Source organism: Pseudarthrobacter sp. MEB009 (assembly GCF_030208875.1).
GTDB lineage: Bacteria > Actinomycetota > Actinomycetes > Actinomycetales > Micrococcaceae > Arthrobacter.
Genome location: NZ_JARVTC010000013.1, coordinates 227,533 through 247,410, shown reverse-complemented (window position 1 = coordinate 247,410; position 19,878 = coordinate 227,533). Strand labels below are relative to the sequence as shown.

The 19,878-nt window shown below is 68.6% G+C and carries 20 protein-coding genes; 13 read left to right on the top strand and 7 right to left on the bottom strand.

The genetic code is table 11. The features are described 5' to 3' along the window. The first annotated feature begins 16 nt into the window (after positions 1-16). The 3 genes from QRN07_RS12420 (at position 17) to QRN07_RS12410 (ending at position 2,552) form a co-directional block, all read left to right on the top strand. Positions 17-436 (top strand): DUF7793 family protein, encoded by a 420-nt coding sequence (locus QRN07_RS12420; protein ID WP_442853698.1) that lies wholly within the window; start codon positions 17-19, stop codon positions 434-436. Between the two features lie 131 nt (positions 437-567). Beyond that, the gene (locus QRN07_RS12415; protein WP_050683763.1) at positions 568-1,356 is read left to right on the top strand and encodes a class I SAM-dependent methyltransferase; all 789 of its coding nucleotides are present in this window, start codon (positions 568-570) and stop codon (positions 1,354-1,356) included. A 71-nt stretch (positions 1,357-1,427) separates the two neighbouring features. Continuing rightward, positions 1,428-2,552: a glycerate kinase gene (locus tag QRN07_RS12410; RefSeq protein WP_285241150.1), complete on the top strand. Its 1,125-nt coding sequence runs from the start codon at positions 1,428-1,430 to the stop codon at positions 2,550-2,552. Positions 2,553-2,635: 83 nt separating this feature from the next. Here QRN07_RS12410 and QRN07_RS12405 read toward each other — a convergent pair whose 3' ends face one another. Then, complete coding sequence (locus QRN07_RS12405; RefSeq protein WP_050683720.1) at positions 2,636-3,298, bottom strand: DUF6766 family protein; 663 nt, start codon at positions 3,296-3,298, stop codon at positions 2,636-2,638. 14 nt (positions 3,299-3,312) lie between these two features. Further along, a complete protein-coding gene (locus QRN07_RS12400) occupies positions 3,313-3,822 on the bottom strand; it encodes a DUF6328 family protein (protein WP_050683719.1) in 510 nt (169 codons plus the stop codon). A 205-nt stretch (positions 3,823-4,027) separates the two neighbouring features. On the opposite strand from QRN07_RS12400, the gene QRN07_RS12395 reads away from it, so the two are divergent. From QRN07_RS12395 to QRN07_RS12385, 3 genes are all read left to right on the top strand, one after another. After that, entirely contained in the window at positions 4,028-4,927 is a 900-nt protein-coding gene (locus QRN07_RS12395; protein WP_050683718.1) for an SDR family oxidoreductase, read from the top strand. Between the two features lie 64 nt (positions 4,928-4,991). Beyond that, on the top strand, positions 4,992-5,327 hold the full coding sequence (locus QRN07_RS12390; protein WP_050683717.1) for a hypothetical protein: 336 nt from the start codon (positions 4,992-4,994) through the stop codon (positions 5,325-5,327). A gap of 312 nt (positions 5,328-5,639) precedes the next feature. Beyond that, positions 5,640-6,437, top strand: a complete 798-nt coding sequence (locus QRN07_RS12385; protein WP_285241149.1) for a GAF domain-containing protein — start codon at positions 5,640-5,642, stop codon at positions 6,435-6,437. On the opposite strand, the gene QRN07_RS12380 is transcribed toward QRN07_RS12385, so the two are convergent. Then, complete coding sequence (locus QRN07_RS12380) at positions 6,415-7,764, bottom strand: uracil-xanthine permease family protein (protein WP_285241148.1); 1,350 nt, start codon at positions 7,762-7,764, stop codon at positions 6,415-6,417. The genes QRN07_RS12385 and QRN07_RS12380 overlap by 23 nt on opposite strands. A 194-nt stretch (positions 7,765-7,958) precedes the next feature. Between QRN07_RS12380 and QRN07_RS12375 the strand changes: the two genes are divergently transcribed. Beyond that, positions 7,959-8,564 carry a malonic semialdehyde reductase gene (locus tag QRN07_RS12375; protein ID WP_285241147.1) on the top strand — a complete coding sequence of 202 codons (606 nt, stop codon included), beginning with the start codon at positions 7,959-7,961 and terminating at the stop codon, positions 8,562-8,564. A 103-nt stretch (positions 8,565-8,667) separates the two neighbouring features. Here QRN07_RS12375 and pgm read toward each other — a convergent pair whose 3' ends face one another. Further along, entirely contained in the window at positions 8,668-10,317 is a 1,650-nt protein-coding gene (pgm, locus tag QRN07_RS12370) for a phosphoglucomutase (alpha-D-glucose-1,6-bisphosphate-dependent) (protein WP_050683762.1), read from the bottom strand. Positions 10,318-10,563: 246 nt separating this feature from the next. On the opposite strand from pgm, the gene QRN07_RS12365 reads away from it, so the two are divergent. Beyond that, positions 10,564-11,502 (top strand): nuclease-related domain-containing protein, encoded by a 939-nt coding sequence (locus QRN07_RS12365; RefSeq protein ID WP_285241146.1) that lies wholly within the window; start codon positions 10,564-10,566, stop codon positions 11,500-11,502. A gap of 45 nt (positions 11,503-11,547) precedes the next feature. Then, positions 11,548-12,150, top strand: a complete 603-nt coding sequence (locus tag QRN07_RS12360) for a DUF4190 domain-containing protein (protein WP_285241145.1) — start codon at positions 11,548-11,550, stop codon at positions 12,148-12,150. Positions 12,151-12,261: 111 nt separating this feature from the next. Here the strand turns inward: QRN07_RS12360 and QRN07_RS12355 are convergent, their stop codons facing one another. After that, a complete protein-coding gene (locus QRN07_RS12355; RefSeq protein WP_285241144.1) occupies positions 12,262-12,960 on the bottom strand; it encodes a FadR/GntR family transcriptional regulator in 699 nt (232 codons plus the stop codon). Between the two features lie 131 nt (positions 12,961-13,091). On the opposite strand from QRN07_RS12355, the gene QRN07_RS12350 reads away from it, so the two are divergent. From QRN07_RS12350 to QRN07_RS12340, 3 genes are read left to right on the top strand one after another with little or no spacing between them, the layout of a single operon-like run. After that, complete coding sequence (locus tag QRN07_RS12350) at positions 13,092-14,459, top strand: SLC13 family permease (protein WP_056601741.1); 1,368 nt, start codon at positions 13,092-13,094, stop codon at positions 14,457-14,459. A 46-nt stretch (positions 14,460-14,505) separates the two neighbouring features. Then, positions 14,506-15,714, top strand: coding sequence for a CaiB/BaiF CoA transferase family protein (locus QRN07_RS12345; RefSeq protein ID WP_285241143.1), 1,209 nt, complete (start codon positions 14,506-14,508; stop codon positions 15,712-15,714). Beyond that, a complete protein-coding gene (locus QRN07_RS12340) occupies positions 15,714-17,255 on the top strand; it encodes a carboxyl transferase domain-containing protein (protein ID WP_285241142.1) in 1,542 nt (513 codons plus the stop codon). The genes QRN07_RS12345 and QRN07_RS12340 overlap by 1 nt, the downstream gene beginning before the upstream one ends. Positions 17,256-17,331: 76 nt before the next feature. Here QRN07_RS12340 and QRN07_RS12335 read toward each other — a convergent pair whose 3' ends face one another. Next, a complete protein-coding gene (locus tag QRN07_RS12335; protein ID WP_050683708.1) occupies positions 17,332-17,778 on the bottom strand; it encodes a LapA family protein in 447 nt (148 codons plus the stop codon). 143 nt (positions 17,779-17,921) lie between these two features. Then, a complete protein-coding gene (locus QRN07_RS12330) occupies positions 17,922-19,328 on the bottom strand; it encodes an amidase (RefSeq protein WP_285241141.1) in 1,407 nt (468 codons plus the stop codon). Positions 19,329-19,514: 186 nt separating this feature from the next. Between QRN07_RS12330 and QRN07_RS12325 the strand changes: the two genes are divergently transcribed. Next, positions 19,515-19,841, top strand: a complete 327-nt coding sequence (locus QRN07_RS12325; protein WP_050683706.1) for a rhodanese-like domain-containing protein — start codon at positions 19,515-19,517, stop codon at positions 19,839-19,841. The last annotated feature ends 37 nt before the right edge of the window (positions 19,842-19,878 follow it).

Sequence of the window (19,878 nt, the reverse complement as noted above, 5' to 3'; positions counted from 1 at the left end):
AGGGGGAGCAGGGGTGATGGGCTCCATAGGTAATCTGCGAAGGAGACGCGTGACGGATCAGCCGGCTGAACCTGTGAAGGGCGACCTGACCCTCGATGCGGGCGGCGTGCTTCAGCTGTTGTGGCCGCGCGGCGCGTCCATCAGCGAGGCCGATGCCGAGGATGCCATGCGCCGGGTGAACCTCCTCTGCGGCACCGACACGCATCCCATGCTGGTTGACATGGCCACCACGGCGCAGGTCAGCCGCGGCGCCCGGGCCGTTTTCGGCCGGCCTTGCCAGGCATCCCGGATTGCCCTGCTGGGCTCTTCGCCCGTGGACAAGGTGCTGGCCAACTTCATCCTGGGCATCAACAAGCTGCCGTGCCCTACGCGCTTTTTCACCTCCCGCGCGGAGGCCATGGCGTGGCTTCAGCTGGACTCCGGGCACGGAGCCTGACGGGCAGTGCCCGGGGCTGGCGCTGTCACAGAACAAGTGCATGGGCGCCCGGAAAGGCGTTCCGGACTTATATTTGAGGCGTGTCCACCGTCAAAAGTTCCTTCGGCGCATGCCCGCCGGCACTGCGCTCCCTGCTGGCTGCAGCGCGTCGATACCTGCTGATTCCCCGGCTGGCCCGGCTCTCACGCTCCGCCCCCAAAGACCGGGCGGTGGCCTGGGACCGTTACTGGGCCGGCATCAGGACCACCGGTATCGGCGGGGAAGTCCTGTGGGACTCCGGCACCGAACACGAGTTCCTGGGTTACCGGGACACGCTGGTGAAATACCTGGACCCTGCCCTGCCCGTGGTGGACGTTGGCTGCGGCCACGGCAGCTTCACCCGGTCCCTGGCCGGCCTGTTTAGCCAGGCCATTGGTGTGGACATCTCGGCGCACGCGGTGGAGCGGGCCCGGGCCGAAGCCGCCGGGTTGGGCAATGCCAGCTTCGAGGTCCGGGACATGACTGCACCGGGCGCGGCGGAATCCTTGGTGGCCGGCGGCAGCGCCAACGTTTTTGTCCGCGGCGTCCTCCATGTCCTGGACCACTCGGACCAGGCTGCGTTTGCCGCGAACCTCCGGCGGCTCGCCGGTCCGGGCGGCACTGTGTTTATCGCCGAAACAAACTTCCAGGGCAACCCGGTGGCGTACGTTTCGCATCTGGGCGCCACCGGCCGCGGCATTCCCGCGCCACTGGAGCGCGCCATCCGCGAGCTGCCCATGCCGGGTCATTTCGGTCCCGTGGAGCGGGCGCGGGCCCTGCCGGCGGCGGACTGGGAGCTGCTGGCGGACGGTGCCGTGGCCATCGAAACCAACCCCGCCACGGGGGTGCCGGAGCAAAGCCGCGTGCCCGGTTACTTCGCAGTGCTGCGACCCCGCAGCTAGGGCCGTAATAAACCCCACCCCGGCGCGACCCCGGCAAGCGCTTTCCCGCCGCAGGCTGGCATGATGGTCGGATGCGCATTCTGATTGCTCCGGACAAGTTCAAGGGTTCCCTGACCGCTGCCGAAGCGGCAGCGGCCATCGCGGAAGGCGCGCTGCGCGTCTACCCTGACGCGGTGGCCACCCAGTTCCCCATCGCCGACGGCGGCGAGGGCACCCTGGAAGCGGCAGTGGCCGCGGGTTACGAGGAACGCGTCAACGCCGTGGTGGGCCCCATCCTTGCCCCGGTGGGCGCGGCCTGGGCCCTGCACAAGGACGCCGCCGGCCACGTTACCGCCGTGATCGAGACGGCGCAGGCCTCCGGGCTCGCTGAGATGGAACCCACACCCGCCAACGCGCTGCGTGCCCACAGCTACGGCTGCGGCCAGCTGATTGCCGCCGCCCTCGACGCCGGCGCCACCGAGATCGTGCTGGGCCTGGGTGGCTCGGCCATGACCGACGGCGGCAGCGGCGCCCTCCGGGCGCTCGGCCTGAAGCCGCTCGACGCAGCCGGCAATGTGGTCCCGCTGGGCGGTGGCGCGCTGGCGGACATTGTGGCCTTGGACAGCACCGGCCTGGACCCCAGGCTTGCGGCCACCACCTTCCGGATCGCCGTGGACGTCCGCAACCCGCTGTACGGCACCACCGGCGCAGCACACGTCTTCGGGCCACAGAAGGGCGCGGATGCTGACGCCATCGAAGCGCTCGACGCCGGGCTCCGCAACTGGGCGTCCATCCTCCGGGAGGCCACGGGCCGGGACGTGAACGTCCCGGGCGCCGGCGCCGCCGGAGGCTTCCCGGCGTCGTTCCTGGCCTTCACCGGCGCCACGCTGGAAGGCGGCTTTGCGCTGGTTGCCGGACTGACCGGCCTCGCCCACCAGCTCGGCTCAGCCGACCTGGTGATCACCGGCGAAGGATCCATGGACTCACAGTCCCTCACGGGCAAAGCGCCGATCGCCCTGGCAGATGCCGCACGCGACCGCGGCATCCCCGTGATTGTGGTGGCCGGCCGGATCCTGGTGACGCCCGAAGACCTGGCCGGACATGGCGTGGTGGCCGCCGCCCAGCTGCTGGACGTGGCCGGAAGCCCGGAAGAAGCGATCGCAAACGCCGCAAAGTACCTGACCCGGGCCACCACGCAGGTCCTGGAAGGCGCCTGACCCCCCAGGCGGACCTGCCGGCACTTGGCGCTGCGCCGGCCGGGCCCGGTTGGGCCGGGCGGGGATTTCCCGGGCCGGGAGCGCTACGAGCCCGTCTCGTAATGGGGTTCGGCAACGGGCTTGGACTCCGGGGACCCCTTTTCCCGGAGGTACACCGACGCTCCCACCAGCACGGCGACGGCCAGGAATTCGCTCTGCCAGTTCTGGAAGGACTCGAACCAGAACCGGCTGGTGGCCAGGTACTGCAGGACAGTGACCGGCGCCGCGCCGTGGCTTAGCTGGTCCTCGCTGTAGGCTGCTGCGCCGCCCACGGCGTGCAGGGCGAAGGACGCCAGGAACAGCAGAAGCAGCAGGATGGACAGCGAGTGCTCGTAGAGCACCAGCGCGGCACCGCCCCGCTTCACCGGCCACGGCGTGGATTTACCCACGGTGGCGTCCCGGGGGTCCTGGTCCTGCGGGGCCGCCTTTCCCATCGGCTTCGACTCCGAAGAGCCTTTCTGGAACAGGAAAACCGTCAGGATCACGTACATGGCCATCTGGAGGAACTCCGACTCCCAGTTCTCGAAGGTGGCCTCCACAAACGCCCCGGTGCCAAGGAACTCCAGCACGGAGACCGCTGCCTCGCCGTGTGCCTGCTGCTCGTCGCTGTACGATGCGGCGCCGGAAAGGATCATCCCGCCGAAGAACACCAGGAACAGTCCGGCGTTCGCCAGGAGCAGTCCGTGCTCCTTGGCCCATCTGCCCATATTTCGGCCCTCCTTCATTTGGCGCCGTTGCCTGCAGCGGCGGCACGCCTGTTCAAGTGCAGCGGAACGTAGACCAGGAGCACCACCATGACGGCCAGCAGTACCCCACCGGCTGTCAGCCCCGCCTGCCGGCCTGCGGTCACGTCGAACACCAGGGCGGCCGTTCCGGCGCTCAGCAGGGCGATCCCTGCCAGGGCGATCTTGGTGATGGCATCGGCGCTGGAGACCAGGGTTTCCTTCAGCCGCTTGCGGAAGAGCCGCCGGTGCACACTGACGGGCGACAGGATGAACGCGGTGGTCAGCGCGGCAACCACCACATTGACCAGGTAGAGGGTGACCTGGAACCGGTCCAAATCCCCAAACCGCTCCTGGAAAGGCAGGGTCAGGAGGAAGCCCGCAAGGATCTGCACGCCGGTCTGCAGGACCCGCAGTTCCTGCAGGAGTTCGGCCCAGTTCCGGTCCAGCTGCTCCTCCCGGGTTTCATTCCTCCCGGTCGGGCCAGTGTAGTCCTCCACTGCGGACACGCCGCCTCCTTCTGCCGTGCATCGGTGCTGATCCATTTCTACTCCTCCGCTACAGAGAAACAAGGCTGCTGCGTCCGGAAACAATATTTGATAAGTTTGCTGATTATTCGCACGGAAACGGTGGACTTCGGTCCGCCGGCCGGGATAGCTTCGAAAGACAGGTACCCGGCGAAGCTCTTCGAAACCCGACACAGGCAGGCGGACCATGAGCGGAACGAACAAGCAGACCACCCAGCCCACAGACCCCCGGGGCGGTTACCACGCGGGCCCGTTCCCGGAACAGGAACAAAAGCAGCCCGGCCTCACGGCCCCCATGGACCCCACCCCGGACCACGGCGAACTCAGCTACGAGGGGCACGGCAAGCTCCAGGGCAAGGCCGCCCTCATCACCGGCGGCGATTCCGGGATCGGCAAGGCCACGGCCATCGCGTTCGCCCGCGAAGGTGCCGACGTTGCCATCTCCTACCTTCCCGAGGAGGAGGACGACGCGCAGGACACCGCGGCCTGGATCCGGAAGGCGGGCCAGCGGGCCCTCCTCTTCGCCGGAGACGGCCGGGAGGAGGAGTTCAGCACGCGTATTGCCGACGAAACGGCTGCGGAGTTCGGCCGGCTGGACGTGGTGGTCCTTAACGCCGCCTACCAGAAAAACCGGGAAAGCCTGGCGACGCTGCCCACCGAGGAATTCGACCGGGTGTTCAAGACCAACCTCTACTCCCTGCTGTGGACCGCCCGGGCCGCGGTACCGCACCTGAAGGCCGGATCCGCCATCATCACCACGGCCTCCATCCAGGCCTTCAATCCTTCCCCAGCGCTGATCGATTACGCCATGACCAAGGCAGCACAGGTGGCGTTCACCAAGGCGCTGGCCCAGGAGCTCGGGCCCAAGGGAATCCGGGTCAACGCGGTGGCGCCCGGTCCCATCTGGACGCCCCTCATCCCCGCCACCGAATGGCCGGACAAGCTTCCGTCCTTCGGCCAGGACACGCCCCTCGAAAGGGCCGGCCAGCCCGCAGAACTCGCGGCAGCCTACGTGCTGCTGGCGTCCGAGGACGGGTCATACATCTCCGGCGCGGTGCTGCCCGTGACCGGCGGCAAAGGCCTCTGACGGCCAACCAACCCCCGCTCCACACCAGCAAAACCCCGCTCCACACCAGCAACCAGGAGGAACCATGGCACAGGACAACCAGCACGCAGAGCCCGAGAAGGACCCGGGAGGCTACGGTACGCCGACGGCCGAACAGGAAACGGCCGGCAGCGCCCAGCATCAGGGCGACGCCGCCACCAACGAGTCCCAGGCCGACGGCGACACGCCCGTGGCACGCGACATGGACCTGCCGTCCGCTGCGGCGGAGATCGACGAAACCAATGATGACTCCAAGGGGTCCGCGCCTGTCTCTTCGGAGCCGGGGCAGGAGGCGGCCGGCGTCCCGGATGGCAGCGGCAACGATCTTCCGCAGGAAAAGTCCCCGAAGGACGACGACGGCGAGGACTTCGCCGCCGGCTGAGCAGGCACCCCTGTTCCGGAGGCCTCCGTTCATCCTTCCCCAAGGCTGGACGGAGGCCTTTCCCGTGCCGGCACCCTCTCGCGGCGCATCCGCCGCCAGCGTAGAGCCGGCTCCAGAGGCGCGGACGTCCGCGCGCCGCGGCATCCCGTCACACCCGGCCGCAAGGACCCGGCATGACCGCCGGGTGGGTGCGTCCCGAGGCATAACCTGGTGCCTGCGGGTGCCTGAAAACCTCCCGCCGGAGCGCCGCCGCGACGTATCCTTGAACAAGGCTTCATGGCAGGCCGCAACGGACACGAGCAAGGCTGGAACATGGCTGCTGAACCTTCGGGGCAGGTCGGCTGGGGACCGCTTCCAGTTCCACCCGAGCCAGTTCTCGACAGCAAGGACGTGGAGAACTATCTCGGGGAGATGACCCGCGGGTTCATGACGGACATCAGGGCCGCGGACCGTGGCATCGGGTGGGCGGCCACCATCTTCCGGCAGGGGTCATCCCGGACCCTCGCCGCCAGCAGTGAGCAGGCCCGGGCCGCCGACCGGGAACAGTGTTCGTTCGCTGACGGGCCGGTGCTGGCAGCCCTGGGCAGCGGTGAGTTCGTCCTCCTGTCCGATTTGGCAGTGGACAGGCGCTGGCCCGGGTACTCCAGCGCCGCGGCCGGCCACGGAGTCCTGTCGCTGCTGGCCGTCCCCATCGTGTCCGAGGGGGCCGGCAGCGCCGCCATCACGCTGTATTCCCCGGAGCCCTACACCTTCACCAGTGATGACATCCTCCGCAGTACCAGCTACGCCCGGAAAGTGGCGGGCGCCCTCCGGATGGTGGCGCAGGTGGCCGGCCGGGCGGAGTCCGTGGCGGGGATCGCCGTGGTCCGAAGCTCCCTGGTGCTGGTGGATCTGGCCGCGCGGAGCCTGATGAACGAATACGGCCTCAGCCGTGAGGCGGCGCTGCGCATCCTGCAGGCGCAGGCGCTGAGCCACGAACTGGACCTCCGGGATGCCCTGCACGTTGTGGTTCCAGGCCCGGCGCCGGAAGGCCCAGGCATCCGGCCCCAAGCTGTGCCCGGGACGGAACCGGGGCCGGCTCCGGAAGCTAGCGCTTCCTGGCGCGTTTAGCCGCAGCGTTGGCGGCGGCCTTCGCCGCGGGCGGAAGGGGGGCCGGCTCCATTTCGGGTTCCGCCGCGGTGCCCCGGGCCTTGGCGATGGCCTTCATGCCGTGGTAAATCACCAGCGCCGCAGCAGACCCCAGGGCGATGCCCGTGAACGTCAGGTCGCCGATGGTCCAGGTGTAATCGGCGATGCCGATGATCAGGGCCACGGCCGCGGTGGTCAGGTTCACCGGGTTGGCGAAGTTCACCTTGTTCTGCACCCAGATCTTGACACCCAGGATGCCGATCATGCCGTACAGCATGGTGGCCGCGCCGCCCAGGACGCCGGCCGGGACGGTGGCGATGAGTTCACCGAACTTGGGCGAGAAACTCAGCAGGATGGCAAACATGCCCGCCACCCAGTAGGCCGCCGTCGAATAGACCTTGGTGGCTGCCATCACGCCGATGTTTTCCGCGTATGTGGTGGTGCCCGATCCGCCGCCGAAGCCGGCCAGTACCGTGGCGGTGCCGTCGGCCATCAGCGCACGTCCGGAGACGCCGTCGAGGTTCTGCCCGGTCATGGCCGCCACGGACTTCACGTGCCCGATGTTTTCTGCCACCAGCACCAGGACCACGGGGACAAAAAGGCCCAGGACGCCGATGTGGAACTCAGGGGTCTGGAACTGGGGCAGCCCCACCCAGGCTGCGGCGTCCATCTTTTCGTAGCTGACCTCACCGCGGAGCATGGCCACGAGGTACCCCACCACCACGCCCACCAGGATGCTGAGCCGGCCCAGGATCCCGCGGAACAAAACGCTGACCAGGATGATGGTGGCCAGGGTGATCACCGCGGTGATGGGGGCTTTGTCGAAGTTGTCCTTGGCCGCCGGCGCGAGGTTGAGGCCAATCAGGGCGACGATCGCGCCCGTGACAATGGGGGGCATCAGGCGGTTGATCCAGCCTGATCCGAACTTCTGGACAATGGCCCCCACCAGGGCCAGCGCCGCGCCGGCCACAACCACGCCGCCCAGGGCGCCGGCCACACCGAACTGCGCCTGCGACGCCGTAATGGGTGCGATGAACGCGAAGCTTGAGCCGAGGTAGCTGGGCACCTTCCCGCGGGTGATCACCAGGAACAGCAGGGTACCAATGCCGGAAAAAAGCAGGGTGGTGGCAGGCGGCATGCCCGTGATGATCGGAACGAGGAAGGTGGCGCCGAACATGGCCACCACGTGCTGCATGCCCACCCCGATAGTCAGTGGCCAGGCCAGCCGCTCGTCCGGCGCCACCACCTGGCCCGGTTTGATGGCCTTGCCGGTGCCGTGCAGCTTCCATTTGGTTCCGAGCATGCTCATGGGGGCGGGGCCTTTCAAAGGTGGGGAGGGTGCCGTGGAGGGCGGGGATTTGCTGGCAACAGACTACCGCGCGGCGCTGCTGTGGTGAACGTCACGGGCCGTCACGGGAAGAGGACAACTTCAGTTGAAGTTGCAACCATAGGAAGCAACAAGTCTCCCCCCGTGAGCGGGGAGGTACAGCGAAAGGTAAGCCAATGACCATTGCCCATGAAGAAGCGGTTATCGATTCCGCAGCCGTCGACGCGATTTTCGCCGAGGCCCGCACCGCCAACTCCTTCACGGGGGATGTCACCGAGGACCAGGCCCGCGCCATCTACGAGCTGACCAAGTTCGGCCCCACGGCCTTCAACTCCCAGCCGCTGCGCGTGACCTACATCCGCTCCGACGAGGCCCGCGCCAAGCTGGTGGATACCCTTGCCAACGGCAACAAGGCCAAGACCGCCTCCGCGCCGCTCGTTGCCGTCCTCAGCTATGACACCCACTGGGCCGGCCAGTGGGACAACTTCCTGCCCGGCTACAACGCCCCCAAGGCCATGTACGACGCCGATCCCGCCCTGGCCGCCGCCACGGGCAACAACAACGCGCACCTGCAGGCCGGCTACTTCATCCTGGCCGTCCGCACCCTGGGCTTTGCCGCCGGTCCCATGACGGGCGCCAACTTCGCCGCCATCGATGCCGAATTCTTCCCGGCAGGTGACCAGAAGAGCTTCCTGGTGGTCAACATCGGCCAGCCCGGAGCCGACGCCTATGGTGCGGCCAAGCCCAAGTTCTCCTACGACGAGGTTGTCCGCACCCTCTGACCCGCAGTCAGGAACACCGCTTAAACCAGTGATGCTCTATCACTTATGGTTCCCAACCAGGCCGGATGGGAACCATAAGTGATAGAGCATCTGGCGTTTGGGGCTAGGCGATGACGCCGTCCACCAGGGCCTTGGCTTCGGCCTGGACCTGCTTGAGGTGTTCTTCGCCCTTGAAGGACTCGGCGTAGATCTTGTAGACGTCTTCGGTGCCGGATGGGCGGGCCGCGAACCACGCGTTCTCGGTGACCACCTTGAGGCCGCCGATGGAAGCGCCGTTCCCCGGGGCCTCGGTCAGCTTGGCGGTGATGGCCTCGCCGGCCAGTTCCGTCGCGGTGACGTCCGACGACGACAGCTTGCCCAGTGCCGCCTTCTGCTCACGCGTGGCGGCGGCGTCGATCCGGGCATACACCGGGGCGCCGAACTGGTCCGTCAGGCCCTTGTAGAGCTGGGAGGGTGATTTGCCCGTCACGGCGGTGATCTCGGAGGCGAGCAGGGCCAGCAGGATGCCGTCTTTGTCGGTGGTCCACACACTGCCGTCCAGCTTGTTGAAGGAGGCGCCGGCGGATTCCTCGCCGCCGAAGGCGCCCTCGCCGGAGAGCAGGCCGGGAACAAACCATTTGAAGCCCACGGGAACTTCCACGAGCTTCCGGCCGAGGCTGCCTGCAACCCTGTCGATGATGGAGGAGGACACCAGGGTCTTTCCCACCACGGACTCCGGGTTCCAGCCGCTGCGGTTCCGGTAGAGGTAGTCGATGGCCACGGCGAGGTAGTGGTTGGGGTTCATCAGCCCGCCGTCAGGGGTGACGATGCCGTGGCGGTCCGCGTCGGCGTCGTTGCCCGTGGCAATGTCGAAGGCGGCGCCGTCGGACATGCGGTTGATCAGGGAGGCCATGGCGGACGGCGATGAGCAGTCCATCCTGATCTTCTCGTCCCAGTCCAGCGTCATAAACGCCCACTGCGGGTCCACGGTGGGGTTCACCACGGTGAGGTCCAGGTGGTGCCGCTCGCCGATTTCACCCCAGTAGTCAACAGCCGCCCCGCCCATGGGGTCGGCGCCGATCCGCACGCCCGCCTCACGGATGGCGTCCAGGTTCAGCACTGACGGCAGGTCGTCCACGTAGCTGCTGAGAAAGTCGAACTTGCCGGTGCTCTCCGCGGCCAGGGCATCCGCGACGGGGATCCGCTTCACGCCGCGCAGGTCGGCTTCGAGCAATTCGTTGGCGCGGTTGGCGATCCAGCCGGTGGCGTCCGAATCGGCGGGTCCGCCGTGCGGCGGGTTGTACTTGAAGCCGCCGTCGCCGGGCGGGTTATGGCTGGGCGTCACCACGATGCCATCCGCCTGCGGCGCACCGGGCGCTGCTTTCCGGTTGTAGGTGAGGATGGCGTGGCTGAGGGCGGGGGTGGGCGTGTAGCCGTGGCGGGCGTCCACCAGGACCTGGACCCCGTTGGCAGCCAATACTTCCAGGGCCGAGTTCTGCGCCGGCTCGCTCAGTGCGTGGGTGTCCTTGGCCAGGAACAGCGGGCCGGTGATGCCCTGCCCGGCCCGGTACTCCACGATCGCCTGGGTGATCGCGACGATGTGCTTTTCGTTGAACGACGCCTTCAGGCTGGAGCCGCGGTGCCCGGAGGTGCCGAAGGCAACCCTCTGGGCCGGGTCCCCCAGGTCCGGGGTGATGTCGTAATACGCGTCAAGGAGCGCAGTGATGTCAACAAGGTCCTGGGGTTGGGCAACTGTACCCGCGCGGCTAGCCATGGGACCAGCATGCCAGAAGCGGGCGGCAGTCAAAACGAACCGTCCAGAATCCGGTCCCTTTTGGGCGCCCCTGTGACGCGGGGGCGTCATCAACCAAGTAGTGGCACCGAGTACCCCGGGCAGAAAGTACTTATATACCGGCTCCTTGGCCCGCTGCTACTTTTCAAGAAAATCCAGGGATGACATCAACCACGGACGACGCCGGCCTGCCGCCATCGTTGCTCCGGCCAGGAAGCAGGGACGGCCATGGGCGCAGGGGACGGGGCAGCTGAGCAGTCACGGCTGGCGGCCGAAAGGGTGGCCCGGCTGAAGCTCCAGCTGGACCGCGCCGAGCGGGCCACCAAAGCCTGGGATGCCGGTGCCGTGGGGGAGCGACTGGTGGCCGATAAGCTCGGCGAACTGGTGCCCCGCGGCTGGTACGTGCTGCACGATGTCCACTGGCCCGGCCGCCCCAAAGCCAACCTGGACCACGTCCTGGTGGGACCGGGCGGCGTGGTGGTGGTGGACGCCAAAAACTGGACCGGTGAGGTGCGTGTTGCTGCCGGGGTGCTGTGGCAGGGCCGGTACGCGCGGACCCAGGCGGTGGAAGGCGCCCTGGCGCAGTGCGCCGCCGTGGCGTCCGTCCTGGCACCGCAGCACCGCAGGCTGGTGCGTCCCATGATCTGCATGGCCGCGCAGCCGGATCTCTTCGGCGTCACCAACTCGGACGTGGCCGTGGCTGGAGCCGGGCGCGTTGTTGGTGCCATCAACGCGCTGCCCCCGGTCCTCGACCCGCAGGCGGTGGTGGGCCTGTACGCCCAGCTCGGGCAGGAACTCACCCACGAACAGGAGCCCGGGATCACGGCGTTCCGCACGGTTCAGCCAGGCACCGTGATCCGGCCGGCCGGCGGCCTCCCGCCGCGCGGACCCCGGCCGGTGCCCGCCAGCCCCGGACCCGGCAGCCCTGCACCCGGCAGCGCCGCCAACGCCCAGCCGGCCGGCGGCAGCCTGTCCGGGACCGCCGGCAAAGCCAGGCCCGGTAGTAAGGCCGGCGGTAAGGCCGGCGCCCGGCAAATGGGAAACCGGTCCCGCAAGGGACGCAGCATCAAGGTCCAGCACCCCGGAACCACCAGCGGGCTCCGGCTGGCGCTGCTGGCTGTCGTTATAGTTTTCGCGGTATATCTGCTGCCGTATTTGGGGCGCTGACCGGCACGCGGCGGTAGGCTGGAAAGAAATCCTAGGGGGACCCTCTTGACCGACCAGCCTGCCAACAAGCCCGACGCCCAAGGCTTCGATCCGGCGCAGCCCGGTGTCCCGCCGTCGGGCTATGAACCGCCTGCCTTTGTGCCGCCGTACGGCTCCGACGCCCCGCCCGTTCCGCCCTACGGCGCAAACGAGGCGCCGCCGCTTTATGGCCAGGGCCATGGGCCGGCCGGCTACCAGGCGCCGCAGGGGTCGGCCCACGGCGACCACTACGCCTCGAACCAGGCCCCGACGGGCCAATACGGCAACCAGTACGCCGCGGGACCTTACGCCCAGCCTGGCAGTCCCTTCGGTGCGCCCGGCAGCCCATATGCCCCGCAGGGCTACTACGGCATGGCCGCCCAGCCCAAGACGCTAAGCATTGCCAGCATGGTGTGTGGCATCGCCTCGGTATTGGTGGGCTGGCTGATGATCCCGCAGATCGCTGCCATCATCACCGGCCACATGGCGCTGAAGCGCGAACCGGCCGGCAAGGGCATGTCCATAACCGGCCTGGTGCTGGGCTACTTGTGCCTGCTGGGGTACGGCGCCTTCTGGCTGCTGTTGATCATCGGGCTCACGTACGCGAGCTCCAGTTCCTACGGGTACTGACCTGCTGCTGCCTTCCCAGGCTTGTCCGCGGATCCGAACCTTCAGGGCCCTGATCTGCGGACAACCTTAGGATCCGGGCTGTTCCGTGCCGCACGGCGCCCGCCCGGGCAGCTAGCGGAGCAGCTCCACATCCGAGACAAGTTCGATGTGGGCCAGCATGGCATCGGCTGCGCCGTCAGGATCCTGGGCGCGGATGGCGTCGGCAATTTTCCGGTGTGAGGCCAGGGACTGCTCCGGCCGGCCAGGCTGGCCCAGAGACTCCATCCGGGTTTCCAGGATCATTTCGGCGATGAACGCCATCAACTGCGCCAGCACCGAGGAATGCGCCGCGCCCGTGACGGCCTGGTGGAACAGCTCGTCGCCATGCGTGCCGCGGTCCCCGTCGCCGATTTCCGCCGCCATCACCTCCAGCGCCCCGTCAATGGCGGTGAGGTCCGCGTCCGTGCGCCGGACGGCGGCGAGGGCCGCAAGCTTAACCTCCAAGGTACTGCGGGCCTCGACAATCTCCGGCAGCCGGCTGCGGTGCTCGCGCAGGCCCTTGATCACCGAAGCGACGCTGGGCCGGCGGGCCAGGACCGCGCCGGTGCCGTGCTGGACGTCAATGACCCCCAGCACCTCGAGGGCCACGAGTGCCTGCGCCAGGGTGGCACGGGAAACGCCCAGCCGTTCGGCGAGGTCGCGTTCGGCCGGCAGCAGGTCGCCGGGACCCAGCTTGGCCGATTCGATGTAGGCGAGAATCTGCTCCACCAGCTGCTCGTACAGCCGTGGCCGCGCCACCCGCTCGAGTCCCAGCCGTGATGACTTCTCCACAAAACCCCGCTACGTCGTCGTTATCTCCCAGAATACAGTGCAAACCTATTGACAGATAGACTCACTGTCTAAGAGGCTAGTCCAGTGAGCCAGTAATCCACGTCACAATTTTCTGCAATGGAGAACCAACGATGTCCGCTCCTGTCCTGTCCATCATCATCCTGGCGGCGATGTTCCTGCTCGCCACCGTGCTGCCCCTGAACATGGGCGCGCTGGCGTTTGTGGGCGCCTTCCTGCTGGGCAGCGTTGTCCTGGGAATGTCCACCAACGACATCCTCGCCAACTTCCCCGGCGGCCTCTTCCTGACCATCGTCGGGGTAACCTACCTCTTCGCGATTGCGCAGAACAACGGCACCATCGACCTGTTGGTCCGGGGTGCCGTCCGGCTGGTGGGCAGCCGGGTGGCGCTCATTCCCTGGGTGATGTTTGCCATCACCGCCGTGATCACCTCCGTGGGCGCGCTGTCTCCCGCCGCCGTCGCCATCATCGCGCCGATCGCGCTCAGCTTCGCCGGAAAATACAAGATCAGCCCCCTGCTGATGGGCATGATGGTGATCCACGGCGCCCAGGCAGGCGGCTTCTCGCCCATTGCCGTGTATGGCGTCACCGTCAACGGCATCCTGGCCAAAACGGACCTGGACTTCAGCCCCACGGCGCTGTTCCTCTCCAGCCTGGGCTTCAACCTCGTGATCGCCGTGATCCTCTTCATCGTCCTGGGCGGGAAGGCCCTGCTGTCCTCCCGCGTGGGCCACTTTGTGGAGCAGGCAGCGGAGGCCCGGATGTCCGTCAGCGTCGGCGCGAAGGCCGGCAGTGACGTGGCCTTCAAGGGCTTCGGCTCCGGCATGTACGGTCCCCGCGACCCCGCCGGCGACGGCGTGGCAGCCACCCGGGAACGTTCGCAGCGCCTCCCGCAGCTGGTGACCATCGCCGGCCTGATCGCGCTTGCGGTCATCGCGCTGGGCTTCAAGGTGGACGTGGGCTTTGTGTCCATCACCATCGCGATTGTGCTGGCACTGGTGTCCCCGGCCGCCCAGAAGGGCGCGATCAACAAGATCAGCTGGTCCACCGTGCTGCTCATCTGCGGCATGCTCACCTTCGTGGGTGTGCTGGAGGAAGCCGGCACCATCGAGTTTGTCTCCGGCGGCGTGGCGGGGATGGGCCTGCCGCTCCTGGCCGCACTCCTCATCTGCTACATCGGCGCCGTGGTCTCCGCCTTCGCTTCCTCCACCGCCATCCTGGCCGCACTGATCCCGCTGGCCGTCCCGTTCCTGTCCTCCGGCGACATCGGCGCTGTCGGCGTCATCTGCGCCCTCGCGGTTGCGTCCACGATTGTGGACGTGTCGCCGTTCTCCACCAACGGCGCCCTGGTCCTGGCCAACGCACCGGAAGGCGTGGACAAGGACAGGTTCTACAAACAGATCCTCGGCTACAGCGGCATCGTCATCGTCGCAGGCCCGGTCCTGGCCTGGCTGGCCCTGGTGGTCCCCGGCTGGCTCTAGCCACCACCGCTCCCCGCCACCCCGCATCAGAAAAGGAACACCGCACATGAGCAGAGCTGACAGCACCCAAGGACCCCTGGCCGGCCACACGGTGATCGACCTGAGCCGCGCCCTGGCCGGGCCGCACGCCGGCATGATGCTGGCGGATCTGGGTGCCCGCGTGATCAAGGTGGAAAACCCGGGCACGGGCGATGACACCCGCGGCTGGGGCCCGCCTTTCGTGGGACCCGAGGACGATCTCCAGTCCACCTACTTCATGTCCTGCAACCGCAACAAGGAATCCATCAGCCTGGACCTCAAGAGCGGTGACGGCCAGGCGGTGCTCCGCGGCCTGCTGGAACGCGCCGACGTGGTGATCGAGAACTTCCGCCCCGGTGTGATGGACCGGCTGGGCTTCTCCACCGGTGCCATGCATGAGCTCAACCCGCGGCTCATCATCCTGTCCATCACCGGGTTCGGCCACGACGGCCCTGAGTCCCAGCGCAGCGGCTACGACCAGATCCTGCAGGGCGAAGCCGGCCTGATGTCGCTCACCGGCTCCGGCCCGGACGACCCCCAGCGCGTGGGTGTCCCCATCGCCGACCTCCTGGCCGGCATGAACGGCGCGTCCGGGGTCCTCGCGGCCCTGGTCGAACGGGGCCGGACCGGCAAGGGGCAGGTGGTGCGCACCTCGCTGCTGGCTTCGCTGATCGGGGTCCACGCCTTCCAGGGCACCCGGACCACCGTGGCGGGCGAGGTGCCGCAGGCGCAGGGCAACCACCATCCCTCCATCGCCCCCTACGGCCTGTTCGCCTGCAAGGACGGCAGCGTTCAGATCAGCGTGGGCAGCGAGAAGCTGTGGGCGGCGTTCGCAGCGGCCTTCGGCCTGGACCCGGCGGCCGCCGGCTTTGCCAGCAACGCGGACAGGGTGCGCAACCGCGCCGGGGTGATTGCCGCCGTCGAACGCGCCTTCTCCGCCTATGGCGCTGCGGAACTGCTGCAGAAACTGAACGACGCCGGGATCCCGGCAGGCAAGGTCCGCTCGCTGGATGAGGTCTACGCGTGGGACCAGGTGGCGTCGCAGGGGCTGGTGGTGGACGTGGAGCATCCGCTGCTGGGCACCGTCAGCCTTCCCGGCCCGCCGCTGCGCTTCTTCGCCGCCGGCGATAGCGCGGAAACCACCATCACCAGCCACAGCGCGCCGCCGTTGCTGGACGCCGACGGCGGCGCGATCCGGGAGTGGCTTGGCCTCACCGCCGCGGCGGGCACCAAGTAATGCCTACGTCGGAGAAGGTCCGGCACCTGGGCGCCGCCGAGCTGCTGTCGGCCGTGGTGGATCCGGGGTCGTTTGTTTCCTGGGACGCGCCCGCGGAGCAGCCGCCCGTGTCCGACGGGTACGCCGCCGACCTGGCCAGGGCCCGCGACCGCAGCGGCACCGACGAGTCGGTGCTCACCGGGGCCGGGCTGATCCAGGGCCGCCGCGTGGCGGTCATCGTCAGCGAGTTTGCGTTCCTTGCGGGGTCGATCGGGCACGCGGCCGCGCAGCGGATCGTGGCGGCCGTGGAACGGGCCACCGCCGAGGGGCTTCCGCTGCTTGCCGGTCCCGCTTCGGGCGGAACGCGGATGCAGGAAGGCACCCTGGCGTTCCTGTCCATGGTCAAGATCACCGGCGCCGTCCGCGCCCACCGGCAGGCCGGCCTGCCGTACCTGGTCTACCTGCGGCACCCCACCACCGGCGGGGTGATGGCCTCGTGGGGCTCGCTGGGCCACATCAACGTGGCGGAACCCGGCGCCCTCCTGGGCTTCCTCGGCCCGCGCGTCTACGAGGCGCTGTACGGGGAGGCGTTTCCGGACAACGTGCAAACGGCGGAGAACCTGTTCAGCAAGGGCCTTATCGACGGCGTGGTGGCGCCCGGACAGCTGGCGAACCTGGTGGCACGGGCCCTGGACATCCTGGCCGCAGCGCCGGGTACCGGTGTGGGCCCGGAGGGGTCCGGTCCGGCTGCCAAACCGGCTCCGCCGGAAACCCTTGCCGTCCGGCCGTCAACTGTTGACGCCTGGACCTCCATCGGTATCTCCCGGAAACCGCGGCGGCCGGACCTCCGGCAGCTCCTTAAGTACGGCGCCAGCGATGCGCTGCCCCTCAACGGTACCGGCCAGGGGGAAAAGGATCCCGGGCTGCTCCTGGCGCTGGCCCGGTTCGGCAGCCAGCCCTGCATTGTGCTGGGCCACGCCCGGCCGCTGCGGAAGGACGCCGCCGGCATGGGCCCAGGCTCGCTGCGGGAGGCCCGGCGGGGCATGAAGCTCGCCGAGGAACTCCGGCTGCCCCTGCTGACCGTCATTGACACTGCGGGCGCGGATCTGTCCAGGGAAGCTGAAGAGGGCGGCCTGGCGGGGGAGATTGCCCGCTCACTGCACGAATTGATCGGACTGGAATCACCGTCCGTCTCGGTGTTGCTGGGGCAGGGTGCCGGCGGTGGGGCGCTGGCCCTGCTGCCCGCAGACCGGACCATCGCGGCGCAGCACAGCTGGCTGTCGCCGCTGCCGCCGGAGGGCGCCAGCGCCATTGTGCACCGCACCACCGCCCACGCTCCGGCCATGGCACAGGCACAGGGTGTGAACGTGGCATCGCTGTACGCCAACGGCCTGGTGGACCACATTGTTGACGAGCGCGGCGACGCTTCGCTGGAGCCCGCCGGATTCTGCGAACGGATGGCCCGGGCCATCGAGTACGAGCTGGGAAACCTGGCCGGGGCGCCGGTTGCGTCGCTGGTGGCGTCCCGGGCGGAAAAGTACCGGAACCTGGGCGCCTTCTAGGCTCCCGCCGCTTCCAGGCCTGCGCCGGGCAGGCGGGCCCGGAACTTACCGCCCGGGCCCACCGCTGCGGCCCGCCTCAGCGGCGGTTCGCGGCCCTGGTCCGGTGCGCCGTGGCGCGGAGCTGCAGGATCCGGACCCCGCCGGCCGCGGCCACCAGCACGCCGCCGGTGACGCTGGCGATGAACAGGGCCATGCCCAGTGGCAGCTGACCCTCCAGGCCGAAGTACCGGACCAGGACCTGGTCCTGGTTCTGCAGGATAAAGATGATCAGGAGGATCAGCAGGACCAGAGAGGCCACGACGGCGGCCCACACCACGCCGGCGCGGGTCACCTTGGGCTCCTCCGCCGGCCGGGTCGCTGGCTGCCGGGGCTCCTGCCTGCGGGAGTCCTGCTTCCGGGTCTCCGCGGTGCCCGCCTGGGGTTCGGTCGCGGGTGCTGCGGGCTCATGGTCCGGAACCGCCGGCACCTGCCCGGCGGGATCCGGCTGGCCGTCCGTGCCGGGGGTGTACTGTCCAGAACTCATGTTGTTCCCCTTAACTAATAAGCATGCTTATGGTGCAACCTTAGTTGGCGGGCCTGCCGGGAACAACTGCTCCGGGAAGGCTCCCACCGGCTCTCCACATGTTAGGGCGGAGTTGGCGGGCTGCCGGATCCCGCCACGGGCTTTCAGAATCCGATCTGATGCGCCACCTGCAGCAGCAACGACTCTGAGCCGGCCGGCCCCACCAGCTGGATGCCCATGGGCAGCCCCTGCCCGGGTGCCCCGCCCGTCCAGTGCACGGGAATGGTGATGGCGGGCAGGCCGCACACGTTCACCATGGAGGACCATGGCGCGTACTCGCATTGCTTCCGGTAATCCCCGTCGGCATCCCCGGGCCACTGCGCCGCAGGCCACCTGTCGCCGCCGTGGACTGTTCCCGTGAACCAGCCCACCGGGCGGGGTGTCTGGGCAAGTGCAGGCATCAGCATCAGGTCCCACTGGGCGTACTGGGCCACCGTGTCATGTTCGAACCTGCGCAGGAACGCCAGCGCTTCCTGCAGCTTGGCAGGGCTCCGCTGCTGGGCCCGCCGCCGGAAGGTCCTGGTCAGCGGGGCCAGCAGCGCCTCCCTGGTGGGGCTGATCTGGGCGCTGCCCACCCCTGCGGTCCAGGCGGTGGTGAAGGCGTCCGGGTAGCGGTTGTCGTACCGGACCGGGGCTTCGGCCACCACATGCCCGGCCCGGGCCAGCAGCTCCACCCCGGTGTGGAGCGCGTCCAGCGCCTCCTGCTCCACGGTGAACGGGAACGTTCCGGCCCACGGGGACTCCAGTGTCAGGCCGATCCTCAGCTTCCGCGGGTCCGGGCCCAGTGCTGCCAGGTAGCCCGCCCCGGGCACCATGGCGTCCATCAGGAGCGCGGCGTCCGTGGCGCTCCTTGCCAGCGGGCCCGGCACCACCAGCCGGGCAGGATCGCCCTGGGATTCCGCGGCCGGCACGGCGCCGCGTCCCGGCTTCAGTCCCACCAACCCGCAGGCAGCAGCGGGAATCCGGACGGATCCGCCGCCGTCCGTCCCCGGTGCCACCGGAAGCAGACCGGCGGCAACAGCCGCTGCGCTGCCGCCGGAGGAACCGCCGGAACTCCTGCTGGGAGCGTGCGGATTACGCGACGGCGGCGCGATCCGGTTTTCGCTGTACGCCGTCAGTCCGAACTCCGGAACCTGCGTTTTGCCCAGGGACACCACGCCCGCGGCCTTGAGGACGGCCACCAGCTGCCCGTCCGCCGGGGCCGGTTTGTGGTCCAGGGCGGCGCTGCCGTGGGTGGTCACCACCCCTGCCACATCCGTGAGGTCCTTGAAGGCAACCGGCATCCCGTGGAGCAGCGGAAGGTCCCCGGCGCTGGAGCGGGAATGGAGCGCGTCGGCCTCCCGGGCGCCGGCCATGGCCTGCTCTCCGGTGACGGCCACAAATGAACCCAGCAACGGGTTCCGGTCAGCGATGCGGGCCAGGAAGTGCTCCGCGGCCTCGCCCGCGGAGACGGCACCCCGGCGCAGCAGGTCCCGCAGTTCCACGGCCCCTAGCTCGTGCAGCTCAGCCACGGTTGCCTGGGTCCTGCTGCCCGGGCTTGTTTGCGGCCCGGAAGAAGGCCGGTCCGGCGGGCTGAACTGCAGTGATGGCATCCTCCAAGCGTTTCACGTAGCGTATCGCGGCCGGCAACGGGGCCGGCGGATGCCGGAAGCACTAGGCTTAATGGTGTCTTCCGATCTGCCACGACAGGACTTCCAATGAGCGACTTTGACACCGTCCCCGTCCATGACGTCCCCGCCGGCGCCGCAATCCTTGACGTCCGCGAAGACTACGAGTGGGTGGCCGGGCACGCCGACGGCGCCCGCCACATTCCGCTGGACCAGCTCCCCGCGCGCCTCGATGAACTGGACCCTGATGAGGATCTCTACGTCATCTGCCGTACCGGCGGTCGTTCCTTCCGGGCGGCCCAGTGGCTGACCGGACAGGGCTACTCCGCCTTGAACGTTTCCGGCGGCATGGACCAGTGGCTGGAGGCCGGCAAGCCCCTGGTCTCGGACAACGGGCTCAAGCCGCTGGTGCTCTGAGCCCCCGGCCCTCCGGCCCGCGTCCGGGCAGCAACCA

Excerpts from the sequence above, each read along its gene's own strand:
- QRN07_RS12345 (WP_285241143.1), top strand. The coding sequence starts at position 14,506 with ATGAGCAGAGCTGACAGCACCCAAGGACCCCTGGCCGGCCACACGGTG.
- QRN07_RS12365 (WP_285241146.1), top strand. The coding sequence starts at position 10,564 with ATGGGCGCAGGGGACGGGGCAGCTGAGCAGTCACGGCTGGCGGCCGAA.
- QRN07_RS12410 (WP_285241150.1), top strand. The coding sequence starts at position 1,428 with ATGCGCATTCTGATTGCTCCGGACAAGTTCAAGGGTTCCCTGACCGCT.
- QRN07_RS12395 (WP_050683718.1), top strand. The coding sequence starts at position 4,028 with ATGAGCGGAACGAACAAGCAGACCACCCAGCCCACAGACCCCCGGGGC.
- QRN07_RS12405 (WP_050683720.1), bottom strand. The coding sequence starts at position 3,298 with ATGGGCAGATGGGCCAAGGAGCACGGACTGCTCCTGGCGAACGCCGGA.
- QRN07_RS12325 (WP_050683706.1), top strand. The coding sequence starts at position 19,515 with ATGAGCGACTTTGACACCGTCCCCGTCCATGACGTCCCCGCCGGCGCC.
- QRN07_RS12380 (WP_285241148.1), bottom strand. The coding sequence starts at position 7,764 with ATGAGCATGCTCGGAACCAAATGGAAGCTGCACGGCACCGGCAAGGCC.
- QRN07_RS12335 (WP_050683708.1), bottom strand. The coding sequence starts at position 17,778 with ATGAGTTCTGGACAGTACACCCCCGGCACGGACGGCCAGCCGGATCCC.
- QRN07_RS12390 (WP_050683717.1), top strand. The coding sequence starts at position 4,992 with ATGGCACAGGACAACCAGCACGCAGAGCCCGAGAAGGACCCGGGAGGC.
- pgm (WP_050683762.1), bottom strand. The coding sequence starts at position 10,317 with ATGGCTAGCCGCGCGGGTACAGTTGCCCAACCCCAGGACCTTGTTGAC.
- QRN07_RS12375 (WP_285241147.1), top strand. The coding sequence starts at position 7,959 with ATGACCATTGCCCATGAAGAAGCGGTTATCGATTCCGCAGCCGTCGAC.
- QRN07_RS12420 (WP_442853698.1), top strand. The coding sequence starts at position 17 with ATGGGCTCCATAGGTAATCTGCGAAGGAGACGCGTGACGGATCAGCCG.
- QRN07_RS12350 (WP_056601741.1), top strand. The coding sequence starts at position 13,092 with ATGTCCGCTCCTGTCCTGTCCATCATCATCCTGGCGGCGATGTTCCTG.
- QRN07_RS12340 (WP_285241142.1), top strand. The coding sequence starts at position 15,714 with ATGCCTACGTCGGAGAAGGTCCGGCACCTGGGCGCCGCCGAGCTGCTG.
- QRN07_RS12385 (WP_285241149.1), top strand. The coding sequence starts at position 5,640 with ATGGCTGCTGAACCTTCGGGGCAGGTCGGCTGGGGACCGCTTCCAGTT.